At 40.9% G+C, this 13,237-nt stretch carries 10 protein-coding genes; 5 read left to right on the top strand and 5 right to left on the bottom strand.

Features of this window, described 5'->3' with window-relative positions:
* The first annotated feature begins 389 nt into the window (after positions 1-389).
* The gene (locus tag QNN06_RS02780) at positions 390-569 is read left to right on the top strand and encodes a hypothetical protein (protein ID WP_284036927.1); all 180 of its coding nucleotides are present in this window, start codon (positions 390-392) and stop codon (positions 567-569) included.
* Between the two features lie 145 nt (positions 570-714).
* On the opposite strand, the gene QNN06_RS02775 is transcribed toward QNN06_RS02780, so the two are convergent.
* The gene (locus tag QNN06_RS02775; protein ID WP_284036926.1) at positions 715-1,581 is read right to left on the bottom strand and encodes an alpha/beta fold hydrolase; all 867 of its coding nucleotides are present in this window, start codon (positions 1,579-1,581) and stop codon (positions 715-717) included.
* 797 nt (positions 1,582-2,378) lie between these two features.
* The gene (locus tag QNN06_RS02770; protein ID WP_284036925.1) at positions 2,379-3,605 is read right to left on the bottom strand and encodes an MFS transporter; all 1,227 of its coding nucleotides are present in this window, start codon (positions 3,603-3,605) and stop codon (positions 2,379-2,381) included.
* 104 nt (positions 3,606-3,709) lie between these two features.
* On the opposite strand from QNN06_RS02770, the gene QNN06_RS02765 reads away from it, so the two are divergent.
* Positions 3,710-5,467, top strand: coding sequence for an ABC transporter substrate-binding protein (locus QNN06_RS02765; protein ID WP_284036924.1), 1,758 nt, complete (start codon positions 3,710-3,712; stop codon positions 5,465-5,467).
* Between the two features lie 281 nt (positions 5,468-5,748).
* On the opposite strand, the gene gndA is transcribed toward QNN06_RS02765, so the two are convergent.
* Both gndA and QNN06_RS02755 read right to left on the bottom strand, forming a co-directional pair.
* A complete protein-coding gene (gene gndA / locus QNN06_RS02760) occupies positions 5,749-7,164 on the bottom strand; it encodes an NADP-dependent phosphogluconate dehydrogenase (RefSeq protein ID WP_284036923.1) in 1,416 nt (471 codons plus the stop codon).
* Positions 7,165-7,263: 99 nt separating this feature from the next.
* Positions 7,264-7,935 (bottom strand): GNAT family N-acetyltransferase, encoded by a 672-nt coding sequence (locus QNN06_RS02755; protein WP_284036922.1) that lies wholly within the window; start codon positions 7,933-7,935, stop codon positions 7,264-7,266.
* 312 nt (positions 7,936-8,247) lie between these two features.
* Between QNN06_RS02755 and hxlA the strand changes: the two genes are divergently transcribed.
* The gene (hxlA, locus tag QNN06_RS02750) at positions 8,248-8,889 is read left to right on the top strand and encodes a 3-hexulose-6-phosphate synthase (RefSeq protein WP_213120695.1); all 642 of its coding nucleotides are present in this window, start codon (positions 8,248-8,250) and stop codon (positions 8,887-8,889) included.
* Positions 8,890-8,905: 16 nt separating this feature from the next.
* Complete coding sequence (hxlB, locus tag QNN06_RS02745) at positions 8,906-9,463, top strand: 6-phospho-3-hexuloisomerase (RefSeq protein ID WP_213120696.1); 558 nt, start codon at positions 8,906-8,908, stop codon at positions 9,461-9,463.
* Positions 9,464-9,583: 120 nt separating this feature from the next.
* On the opposite strand, the gene QNN06_RS02740 is transcribed toward hxlB, so the two are convergent.
* Positions 9,584-11,230, bottom strand: coding sequence for a PucR family transcriptional regulator (locus QNN06_RS02740; RefSeq protein ID WP_284036921.1), 1,647 nt, complete (start codon positions 11,228-11,230; stop codon positions 9,584-9,586).
* A 324-nt stretch (positions 11,231-11,554) separates the two neighbouring features.
* Here QNN06_RS02740 and QNN06_RS02735 point away from each other — a divergent pair, with 324 nt between their 5' ends.
* Positions 11,555-13,216, top strand: a complete 1,662-nt coding sequence (locus tag QNN06_RS02735) for a PucR family transcriptional regulator (RefSeq protein ID WP_284036920.1) — start codon at positions 11,555-11,557, stop codon at positions 13,214-13,216.
* Positions 13,217-13,237 lie beyond the last annotated feature (21 nt).

Genomic DNA, 13,237 nt, shown 5'->3' with positions numbered 1-13,237 from the left:
CTTTCTTCCTGAGACCATGATACCCAGCAAATCTTAACAAACCCGTGATGCAAATCTTAAGATTTTCTTAACATGTACCTAGCATACCGTATTTTGTGACTTTGAAGACCTTGAAAACAGGAAAAAGAACAGCTTAGTGCTGTTCCTTTGGGCTTCCAGATACGGTTCTCATGCATCAATTTATGTCATTAGATAGAAATGATACAGCAGAACCGTCCCCATATATTCATTTCCGGAATAAGTGCAACAACCTCGGTAAACACTGCTTCTTATGCATTAACACTTACTTATTAAAAAATATCTGTCTAGACCTCCAAAATTATTAATATCTATAGAAGTAACCTTTGTATTAAAATCAACCGTAGGAAGATATATAAGGAGGTTTCATCATGCCGTTTGTTCTATTAATAGCCATACCGCTTATTGGTGTTGTTTGGTTCTTGAATTTTGTGCAATTAATCAACCACATCAAACATGGCAAAGACATCCGCAATCAAACAATAGCAGGGGCAGCCTTAACCTTTGTTGTTGTCTTTGTATTTATGTACTGGTTGGCGGGTATTCATTAAACTTAGATAGTTTAATAAAAAGGAATTTAAAAAGGATAGAATGATATCTATCCTCTTTAAATTTACGCTAATAAAGTTCATTTTGCTTGTTTGGACATGCTTTTCTAACCCATGGTACCCTTCCATCGCCCAATGTTCCCTCCCTTTACCTCCCCGCCAAAAACTGATTAACCAAATCGTTCACCATATAAGATTGTTCAGCAGGCAAACAATGCGAACAGGCAGGAATCTGGTGTACCGTCATGTTCGGCGTTTCATCAGCACGCTTTAATGCCTTTTGGACAGAAGAATAAATCACCTCTTCCTCACCAATTAAAACTAAAGCTTCTGGCCGCAATCCTTTCAATTCTGCATCTTTCATGACAGTTGGAGCCACTTTTAATTGAATTTTCCCAAGTTTATAACCTGCCAGGAATTGTTTGTACAACAATAGATTGGGCGTATTTTGTTTTGCAAACATCCACTCATACAATTTTCTTATAGAATAGGAGTTTTTTAATAAAGTTGCTGGGAGCAGTTTGAAGGGAAATCTCCAGTTTAAACCAGAAAGACTCATGACTGGCGCCAGTAAAACCAATTTCTTAACTCTATCAGACTGTAAACTAAACTGAAGCGCAATCCATCCCCCCATGGAGTGACCAATTAAATAAAATTCTTCAATATTCAAGGTATCCAGTACCTCATTCAGCCAGTTGTTTAACTCCGGCCTGGTTTTGACCGGGCGAATGCATTCGCTTTTTCCAAAATCGCCTATCGTGTCGATGGCATATATACGATAGCTTTGGGACCAAACGGGAGCATTCGCAAACCACATTGTCGAACTTACGGTCATGCCATGAAGCAGTACAACCGGCTGTGCATCCTTAGGTCCGCAGGCAATCACATGTGTTTTCCCAAAAGTCGTTTCGATATACAAGGTCTCTATTTCTATGTTCCAGTGTTTCAGTGATTCGTCATATTGCTTGTAATAGAACTCTCTCTTGACCGGATCTGGAAAGGTCAAATTTTTCATATTTCACCTCATAGGTTATTTTTTAGTTCTTTTCTAATAGATTGTTGCTTTTATTCAAGAAGTTGGAAATATATATCTTTCATAACGACCGGGGACGTGATTTTTTCAAGGGTTCGGGCGTTATAAACCTCTCATAACTGCCGGGGACATGATTTTTCCAAGGATTCGGGCGTTATAAACTTCTCATAACAACCGGGGACATGGTTTTTTCAAGTGATCGAGCGTTATAAACCTCTCATAACGACCGGGAAGGAAGGTTTTTCCAAGGGTTCGGGCGTTATCAAACTCCTCATAACGACCGGGGGCATGATCTTTTCAAGGGTTCGGGCGTTATAAACCTCTCATAACGACCGGGGACATGGTTTTTCCTAGTGTTCAGTCGTTATAAACCTATCATAACGACCTAGGACATGATTTTTCCAACGGTTCGGGCGTTATAAACCTCTCATAACGACCTGAGACATGGTTTTACCGAGTGTTCAGTCGTTATAAACTTCTCATAACGACCTAGGACATGATTTTTCCGACGGTTCGGGCGTTATAAACCTCTCATAACGACCGGGGACATGGTTTTTCCTAGTGTTCAGTCGTTATAAACCTATCATAACGACCTAGGACATGATTTTTCCAACGGTTCGGGCGTTATAAACCTCTCATAACGACCAGGAACATGGTTTTTCCTAGTGTTCAGTCGTTATAAACTTCTCATAACGACCAGGCCACTAGCTTTTTCAAGGGTTCGAGCGTTATGAACCTCCCAAAATGGCCAGGACTACATGAGCCCTCCCCAAGAAATCCTATTTCAATTTCCACAAAAAGGTTTTGCGATACGCAAGAAACACGATTAAATTCACGAGCCCTGCCGCGAGAAAAATCGGAGCAGCTCCCCAAACATTCATCACCCAGCCCGACAGATAGACCGTGACCGGCATCCCCACTCTGAAAAACGTTCCGGTTATTCCGCTAATCCGGCCAATCAGTTCGGGTGACGTTTGTTCAAGCCGGAACGTATAAGCACAAACGGTATAAAATGATGTAGCCATTCCACTGATAAACAGTGCTATAATCAACGTATGGTAATTATTTGAAATATACATCAACAAATAGGCAGCAGTATGGAGAATTGCGGACGCACCGAACAACACACCGAGACCCCACGACTTCCGCAGCTTGCCCGACAACAAACTGCCCGCCATTCCGCCAATCCCGACAGCCGAGATCACCATCGCTACTTTTGATGACGTGAGGCCAAGGTCTATTTTTGCAAAAATAATCACTGTTGTCTGGACCACTACCATGGTTGAATTTAATACCATGATAAACAAGGTCATCATCCATAGAGCTTTGTTTGTCTTGAAAGCATTCCACCCCTCAATAAAGTCGGCCATAAAACCTGAGCTTGCCTGACGGCGGGATTCCGATTGGTGTGATAATCGGAACAGTATGACAAAGCAAAGTATATAAGCAAAAGCGGTCACCAACAGGCCATTATAGAAAAACGGCAGCAGCAGCATCAATCCGGAAATGACTGGTCCCATCACACTGACAAATGTTTCAATGAACGAAAACTTGGCATTCGCTGAATTAAAATATTCGGGCGGGATGTTCATTTTCACCAGCCCTACCTGTGCATTGAAATATCCGTAATTGAAAGTCATCAGCAAGAATCCAATAAGATAATAGGGCGCTAGCAAAGTGGTTTCTATTTTTAACATCCAGGCCAAGCACAGGAGCAGCCCCGCTTGCAGACCAATCGACCAGAGGGCAAGCTTCTTTTTATTCAAGCGGTCAACGAACACACCGATGAAGGTGCCAAACAGTAAATTAGGCAATAACTCCGAGGTCCTCATCGTGGTGACAGCAACCGAAGAATTAGTCAATTCCAACAGAATCAATGGCAGCAGCAGTTCATATATACGATTGGCAATACTCAGTAGAAATGTCGAACTTAGCAGAATGAGGAAGGATTGATTCCTCCAAATACTCATTGTTTTTTTGTTCACCTTCACAGATGATATCGACACGATTACATCCCCTTCCTATCTTTGCTTTTATTGTAAGGGGAGTTTTCAATCGTAAAAATAGAAGAAATGATGCGGTTTTATTTCGAGTTTTTAGGGGGGAGAACATGAGATTAATCGAGGACTACAAAGCCATTCGGGATTTTTATAAGCATCAACCTGATCAAGCACCCTTTCCGACCACGATGGAAGAGCTTGCGAACATTCTGTTTTGTTCGCAGCGTAATGCAAAGTTTATCTTAACAAAGCTGGCGGAATCCGGCTTGGTGTCCTTTTCACCCGGCCGCGGGCGCGGGAACAAATCCCACCTTACTTTTTTAAAATCGGTTGACGATGCTGTATTTGCCGAAGCGGTTGCTCTTTTCAAAACCGGACAGATTACGGAGGGATTGGAGCTTGCCGCACGTTACGGCACTCCCGCTTTAAAAAACAAACTTTTGCAATGGCTGACTCATTTTTTCGGCTACGAAAAACAAGAAGTGAAGGATATCATCCGTCTCCCGATGTTTCGCACCTTCAATTCCATGATTCCTTCACAAGCTTTCTTCGACTTTGACGTCCATCTCATCAGGCAGGTGTATGACACGATTGTTGCATATGATTTTTCATCTGAAAAAGCGGCGGGAAAACTGGCCCATCATTGGGAATGCAACGAGGATCAAACAGAGTGGACGTTCTATCTAAAAAAAGGAATCCTGTTCCACAACGGTAAGGAACTGACCTCGAAAGACATACATGACACGTTTTCATTGCTTACCCGACCGGATTTTAAACAATTATGGCTTGTCGAGAATATCCGTTCCATCGAATGTTTGGACCCGTATGCAGTACGCTTCCATTTGTACAAACAAAATGCCCTATTCCTGCCATTCCTCAGCTTTCCGGCTCTCTCGATTATTCCTTTAGGGAGTACGGGTTATATCGGATCTGGACCTTTCATGGTTCATACATACAATGCAAATTACTGCGTTCTCGAAGCCAATCCCCATTATTATGAAGGAAGGCCCTTCATCGATCGGTTTGAAATCTTGAATGTGCCAAAAGAGTATGAAAAAGAATTGTTAGAGGATAAAAGCAGCATTTTTGTCAACACAGGCGAAGGCCAATACTTTGGCAATTCGGGCCATGAACGCATAAAAGGAAGTTATGAAGGAAGCACCCTATTTACGTTCAATTTGCGGAAAAAGACCGGCCCGCAGCAAAACATTCATTTTCGGCAAGCTTTAAACAAACTGATTGACCGAAAGAAACTAATTGCTGATCTTGGGCCGCCAAGGATGGCCCCTTCTTTTAGTTTTGAAATGCACCACTCGCTACTCGCGACTTCCCCAAACGTGGAGGATAAGGAAATTGGGTTTCTTATGCAGACATCAGACTATCATGGAGAACCTGTTCAACTTTTCACCTATGACCGTCATCAACCTGATGCAGAATGGATTAAAACCGAAGCCGCCCAATATGGCATCTTGATTGAGGTAACGATTCTCGGCTGGGATGAAATACTGAAAGAGGAATATATCGATCAAGCAGACTTTATTTTATTTGAGGCTGTGTGGGGAGAGAAGGAATTGTCGAAACTCGAGCTCTACAAATCCGGCTTTAGCTTTTTACGGCAGCATGTAAGTCAGAGCACCACGGATTTTATTGATAGAAAGATAGAAGCCATTCTCTCGACTTCGACTGAAAAGGACCGTTCGCTGATATTTTCAGATATGCAGGCACGTCTAATTTCACAGCAGGCGGTCGTCTTTCTGGTTCATAAAAGCATTGAGTCCACCTTCGACCCATCCATTAGAGGTGTAAAGTTAAATGCCCACGGACAAGTTGATTTTAAAAATATCTGGATTAAACCGGATCTGACGTAAGGGTACGGAGACGGTTCTCATGTATCAATTCATGTCTCTTAACAAAAATGATACAGAAGAACCGTCCGAGACACTGATAAAACTTCCTAAGAAGGCGGATGTGAAAGACAATTCTGCCCCCCAGACAAGCCGTTTTGGTCTTCATATACCTTATGAAGACCATTTTCCACACTGGCATGGGTCGGTTTGGTCTTCATCTCTGTACTTATTTCCCTTCATTTGCAAATTGCTTTTAAAAAATAAAAACCCTCGGCTAAGCCTAGGGTCCTAATTAGAACTATTTATTTTTCCAACCATTCAGTATGAAAAATACCCTCTCCATCAATACGCTGATACGTGTGTGCTCCAAAGTAGTCCCGTTGTGCTTGAAGGAGATTAGCCGGCAGGGTTTCTGAACGATAACTATCATAATAGGCGATTGCACTCGAAAAAGCGGGTACTGGAATACCGGACGTAATGGCCACGGCCACAACTTCTCGTAACGAAGATTGATAGCTTTCGACAATCTCTTTAAAATATGAATCTAATAAAAGATTCGTAAGGCTTGGACTCCGGTCATAAGCATCTTTAATTTTTTGCAGGAATTGCGCCCGAATAATACATCCGCCACGGAAGATCATGGCGATATCACCATAACGAAGGTTCCACTCATATTCCTCGGAAGCTGTTCGCATTTGCGCAAATCCTTGGGCATAAGAACAGATTTTACTCATATACAGGGCTTTTCTGACCGCTTCAATGAACTCTTCTCTATTACCTTCAAAGGCAGCTGCTTTTGGCCCTTTTAACAATTTGCTTGCCATCACCCGCTCTTCTTTCATGGCGGAAATAAAACGGGAGAATACCGATTCAGTGATAATCGGAAGCGGAACTCCCAAATCCAGGGCATTCTGGCTTGTCCACTTGCCTGTGCCTTTTTGCCCGGCCGAATCCAAAATGACATCAACCAGCGGCTTGCCTGTTTGTTCGTCCACTTTTGTAAAAATATTGGCTGTGATCTCAATTAAGTAACTGTCTAATTCCCCTTTGTTCCACTCTAAAAATACTTCGTGAAGTTCCTGTGCAGTTAAACCCAGCAGCTGCTTCATAATAAAATAGGCCTCTGATATTAACTGCATATCGCCATATTCAATTCCATTATGCACCATTTTCACATAATGTCCGGCCCCATTTGGTCCGATATACGTGCAGCAAGCATCCCCTTCTACCTTTGCGGAAATCGCCTCCAAAATGGGTTTCACCAATTCATATGCTTCCTTCTGTCCGCCAGGCATGATGGAAGGACCCTTTAATGCTCCTTCTTCGCCTCCTGAAACACCTGTACCAATAAAATGAATGCCCGACTCCGCTAATTCTTTATTCCGTCTAATGGTATCCTGAAAAAATGTATTGCCTCCATCAATAATAATGTCCCCTTCTTCAAGATAGGGTTGTAAGGATTGGATGGTTGCGTCTGTTGCCGAACCAGCTTGAACCATTAACAAAATTTTTCGGGGTCTTTCTAATGAACGTATAAACTCTTCAACACTATAAGTGCCGACAATCCTTTTACCTGCTCCTTCTTTGCTTAAAAAGATTTCCGTCTTATCTGAAGAACGGTTATAAACCGAGATGGTATATCCCCGGCTTTCAATATTTAATGCAAGGTTTTTCCCCATTACTGCTAAACCAATTACACCAATCTGTTGTTTTGGCAAAATATTATTCTTCCTTTCTATTCAAGAATAAAGCATATTGCGGCGCATTTCTCATTACCCCAGATGTGGTTGCTTTGCTTGCAGCCAATTTCGTTTTACCTAAATTGGCTGCAGCCGAACCTGTTTATTTTTTTCTAAGTTCTGCACCATTACGTACCATGAAATTGGTTTGTTTGATAAAGCGGAATAATATCGTTTTAGGAATTTCACAATTAGGCTTGCGGGAAGTTCTTTCATGTTGTCATCGGTCGGAAGAAAACAAAGATCGAGTCCGGTTACAGGCTCACCATCATTGTTCCAGGATGGATGGACATAAGGAAAATCTAGGCGTTTATAGCCAAGATGCGACAATACCTCGCGGCGGACATAGGGATCCATCGGCTTAACACCGCCGAATTTATGATCCTCTACTTGGTACGGATCGTAAATCTCGGCAAACATACCATACAACTCTTCTCCGTTATCTGCCGCTAAAGCTTTTAAATCTTCTAACCTCTTATTTGCCAAAAACGGGCCAATCCCCAGCCCTGCTTGGCCAATAATCGTAAAATCAGTCATCGCGATATTAAAGTCTTTATAATAGCGGTATTCTGTCGCTCCTACTACTTTATTATTTTCAACTGCCACAAAAACCCGAATATTTGGGTCTTCCAAAGGCTCTTTCCACAAATCAAATTCCAGCACTTCTTCCGGAGGGAACACTTCTCCCATCAACTGATGCAACTGTTTAAAATAAGGATCTTGTATACTATTAATTCGATAGTATTCCATATTTTCCACTCTCCTTTTGATGGTATCATCTGTTTTTTCGCTTAAATTCCATATAGATAAAAATGGCGTTATAGTTATTATTGGGTACATTTTGAGTTTTAACAAGTACACACTTTTTTGTTAGATAGTGCTAAAAAAAACACCTAGTTTGTTAGATGGTGCCAAAATTTAAAGCAGGTTCATATTTCTTTTCGGCACGCCTTTACAGTGTCATTTTTAACACTATATGAAAAAAAAGTGCATACTTTGTTTTTGGAAAATTGCAAATTATAATGACATTGTAGCAACCAAATAATCGAAGGAGTGGAGAAAATGGAATTACAATTAGCCCTAGACCTAGTAAATACTGAAGAAGCAATTAAATTGGTGGAGGAAGTTAAAGATTACATCGATATTGTAGAAATCGGTACACCAGTTGTTAAAATTGAAGGTCTTCAAGCAGTAAAAGCTGTTAAAGAAGCATTCCCTCAATTAAAAGTACTAGCTGACACGAAAACAATGGATGCAGCCGGGTACGAAGTTTTAAAAGCAGCAGAACATGGTGCTGATATCGTTACTATTCTAGCAGTTGCAGAAGACGAGTCTATCAAAGGTGCAGTTGCAGAAGCGAAAAAACAAGGCAAAAAGATCCTTATCGATTTAATCGCTGTAAAAGATATTGCAAAGCGTGCGGCAGAAGTTGACGCAATGGGTGTAGACTATATTTGTGTTCATACAGGTTACGACCTGCAAGCAAAGGGTCAAAACTCCTTTAAGGACCTTGAAACACTTAAAAGTGTCGTGAAAAATGCAAAAACTGCAATCGCTGGCGGTATTAAATTAGAAACTCTTCCAGAAGTTCTTAAATCAAATCCTGATCTTGTCATTGTCGGCGGCGGTATTGCTAACCAAGCTGACAAAAAAGCTGTTGCGGCTAAAATGCAAGACATGATTAAGCAACATGTTTTAGTGTAAGAAGGGCCATTCAATTATGACAACTCTTAAGTATGCTACAGAAATTGTAAAAGAGGTAGATCGGACAATCGGCCAAATCACCGAAGAGGATTCTGAAAGATTAGTAGACAGAATTCTTGAAGCCAGAAAAGTGTTTGTAGCCGGTGCCGGAAGATCTGGATTTATGGCCAAATCCTTTGTGATGCGCTTGATGCATATGGGGTTAGATGCTTATGTTGTTGGTGAAACAGTAACCCCTAGCCTGCAGGAAGATGATATTTTAATAATTGCTTCCGGATCAGGTGAAACGAAAAGTCTCGTCTCAATGGCAGAAAAGGCTAAATCAATCGATGCCACCGTTGCAGTTGTTACGATTTCTCCAGAATCAACCATTGGCAGATTAAGCGATGTAGCCATTAAAATCCCGGCTAAACCAAAAGCTGGTGCGGATAGTGATTACAAAACCATTCAACCGATGGGCTCATTATTTGAGCAAACCCTCTTACTTTACTTTGATGCCACCATCTTAAGGATCATGAGCAAGAAGGGTTTAGAGTCAGGCGTTATGTATGGTAGACATGCAAATTTAGAATAAATGAAAACTCGCCGATTGGCGAGTCCGTTAGGACGAAGACAGTGGCGTAGTTGAATTTCTTATTAGCAAACTTTAAAACAGCTTCACCACCTGGTGAAGCTGTTTTTACTTTTAGAAAAACTATTTTCTATCATTTACAACTGCTTGATTTGACAATGATTCAAGGTCGAGCGCAACTTTAATCCAAAATTGACAACTCGTAGATGACAAGCTGTCCCCGATGAGTTCTTCAATCCGTTCAATTCGATACCTTAAGGTATTCCGGTGAATATGCATGGCTTTTGCGGCACTTTCCCGGTTGTACTCAAGCGAGGCGAGACATTTTAGCGTCTCATAGAATATGAAACCACGCTCAGTAAGCAGTTCCTTAGGCAGAATTAAGTTCCGTAATTGCTCAGCCTTATCCAAACTCATTCCCCCATAAATAAGCAGTTCACGCCTAAATCGTCCGGCAAAATAAGGCCCCTCTGTTTGACTTTTGTATAAAACGATGGGCACTAAAGCTTTGGCCTCGCGGTAGCTTTCAGCTAGGGATGAAACGCGCGGCTTTGTTTCCCCCAATATCAGCACCGGGGTACTTTTAGGGCAGCTTTTGTTGATGTTATCTTGTAAGCGCTTTAATTCACCTTCGATTCGTATTGGATCTCCGCTGAAAGACAGGATTAGAACAAACTGATTTTCATATATCTCGCATAATCCGTCAACTTCAGCTGTATCCTCGATCCATTGTTCACATTCAGCCAGCAGCTTGTCCATCTCTTCCCGCTCCTGAGGCCCATGCTTATTTTCATCAAAGAGAATCAGACCCGCAAGCCAATTTGTGCCCCGTAAAAAGCCCAGCTCTTGTACTTTTTCTTCCATAATGGCGGGGGCTTCTTGCGGATTTTCGATTAGAAACTCCAGTAATTCCAAACGTAACTGTCTATTTTTCAGCTCCGTTTCCTTGTTATGTAGTACCTGATCGATAAGAAGAGCTGCCGCAAATTCAAGGATAGGAACCTGTTCCTCCGTCAAGTCTTTACCTGAGGGTAAAATCCAAAGAGCTCCCCAAAAATCCCCTTCTATTTGAAGTGGAACAACAAAAGTTTTAGTTTGTTCGCTGATAACCTGTACTTGAGTTTCTATCGGTCTGTCGTCAAGCAGACAATCTGATAAACCTTTTTGGAAAATTGGAATAAGTGGACTCAATACTTTTGACAGGTTGATGCTGGTTTCATTTGGAACTGCTTGTTCAAGTACTTTGTTCTCTGAATCGGTAATGACGACTGGACATTTCAAATGTTCGCTTAAAAGCTCGCAAACTTTTATTCTGCTAGTTGTCTCTCCTAATTCCTTAGCAAGTTTAATAGGCAGTTGTGCAGCTAATTCTCTTTTTCTAATTTTGCGGTTCATAATTTCTATATGAATCGCATGTGTGATTTTAACAAATGGTACATGGTAGGGTGCTTCTAAAACAGGAATCGCATATTTTTCTCCAAATTCCAAGGCGGCTGGAGGGCATTCTGTCAAGTAACGTCCGGTCGCAAATAGAATACCTGAAATTTGATAGCGTAGATATCCCTCAAGCAGTTTATCTTCTAATTCCTTCTCTTTTGGCCAGCTTTGTCCGCTAGTTAAAAGCAGTTCCCCTCCCTCAAGAAAGTGCTGCACATCATCATATTCAAAAGCGTGAGACCAGCGAACTCTTCGATACAGCCCTTTATGACCGGAACGGACTGTTATACTGCTCAATTGTGGCAGCTGCAATGCCTCTTTAACTGTTATCACGCAGTTTCCCCCTTGTGCCGAATATATAGAAAATTCAAAAAACTATTGCCTTTTTTTAGCATTATAGTACAATTGCACAAGATTTTAAATAATGCTAATCTTATTAAGTTAATATTTTTATGATAAAATATTAAAAAGTCGTTCTTACTTTATAAGCGTAATTTTCCGAATTTTATCAATATTTACTATATTTATTTTAACACTTACATACGTTTTCTGCACTTCTAGACCCTATGCTATCTTTGTGTTTGCAGCAATGATTTTCTTTTTACGCCCATTATGAAAGCGCTAAATTGGTAATTTTAGAATTAAGGAGTGAGCGCTATGATTACAATGAGAGAAGTCTTACATTTCCCTGAACTCCAGAAAGCGGTGGTCCATGCCGGGAAGGGCGGTTTAAGCCGTAAGGTTCGCTGGGTTCATGTAATGGATACTGAGGACGTAGGCCTGTTTTTAGAGGGTGGAGAATTTCTTTTGACATGTGGACAAGTATGGCCACAAAATAAACAAGCGGAAGAAAGACTTCTCAACTCTTTTCTTCGCAACCAAATTTCGGGTATTCTCTTTGCCACCGGACGATACTTAACCGGATGCCCTGCTGGAGCATTAGAATTTGGTGAAAAAAATTCCATTCCTATTATCGAAGTTCCATATAATGTCCCGTTCGTGAAAATTACCGAACATATTCATCTAGAAATTATAGACCGCAACTATAAGAAAATGGAGCGATCCGCCCGGGTTCCAATTGAGCTCAAAAATAAATTACAATCTTCTCCCAGTTACTCGTCAATTTGCGAAATTCTTGCCGATTATCTTAATTGCCCAGTTGCGATAACGGATACTGCCAATCAAATCTTTGTAAAGGCGTCTCCAAACGGAGGAGAACGTGTTAATTTCCAAAAGTGCATAAATACTTTTATTCAAAACAGTCACTCCCATCAGCTGATGAATAATGTAAAAACCTTCTATTTAACTAACAATACCCCGCCCTATACTATGAACGTTCCGATAAAGATAGAGGGAAAAGAAAGGGGTACTCTATGGCTGATAAATCCGGAACAAGAATTAAAAGAAGAGTTTGCATATTGCCTCAATTTTGCCGCAGACCTCCTGAGTGATATCGTTATAAATAATCAAGATCTTGAGGCAAGAAGCAGGCAGTTACGTCTAGAATTACTGGAACTTCTGCTTGAAAATCCTGAAACTGCCTCAATCGTCATAGAAGAAAAAATTCAGGAGCTTAGAATCGAACAACAACAAAAACATTGGCTTGCAGGACTTATCCTTGTCGGGGTAAACAAGCTTACTTCTCCCCTCTCAATTGGAATGGAGTCAATACGTGATGAATGTAAAAAATGGATTGATGAAACCGAAGGGTTGAACGGCTTTTGCGAGATATATAAGGAGCAGTTAGTCCTATTTATATCATCTAATCTGGATAAAGCTCCTATTAAACAAGCATTCAATCATTTACAAAATAATTTAAGAAATACAACTGCCCAAACAGCTCCCGTCGTGGTATTAGGAGAAACAAAACAACACGTTTTGTCTTTTAAAGAAAGTTACCATGAGGCTAAAGCTTTAGCGCCTTTAGTCCTCCATCAAAGCCATTCGGGGGGTACCTACTTTTCTGAGCAATTGAAACGTGAAATGTTCCTTTACGGAGGACTAAGCCCCAAAAAAGCGATGGAATTTAGAACAATCATCTTACCAAAGGAATTATTGACTGAACATGGAACAACTCTATACGAAACGTTAAAATGCCTTGCATTAAATAACTATAATCGTGATAAGGTAACAAAAGAGCTTCACATTCATCTTAATACTTTACGCTATCGGATTAAAAGAATCGAACAACTTTTTGATGAAAGCTTAACGTCGCCACGATGCCAATTTTGGATTCAGGTAGCTCTTGACCTTGAATCATTGGCCACTGAATACAAAGAATCGGATCAGAAAAATGAACTAGAAGGCGATATAGCATAATCTAAAAAGGGTCTAATGGGG

This window comes from Neobacillus sp. 114 (assembly GCF_030127045.1).
Classification (GTDB): domain Bacteria; phylum Bacillota; class Bacilli; order Bacillales; family Cytobacillaceae; genus Neobacillus; species Neobacillus rhizophilus.
This window is presented reverse-complemented; position numbering and strand designations above follow the sequence as displayed.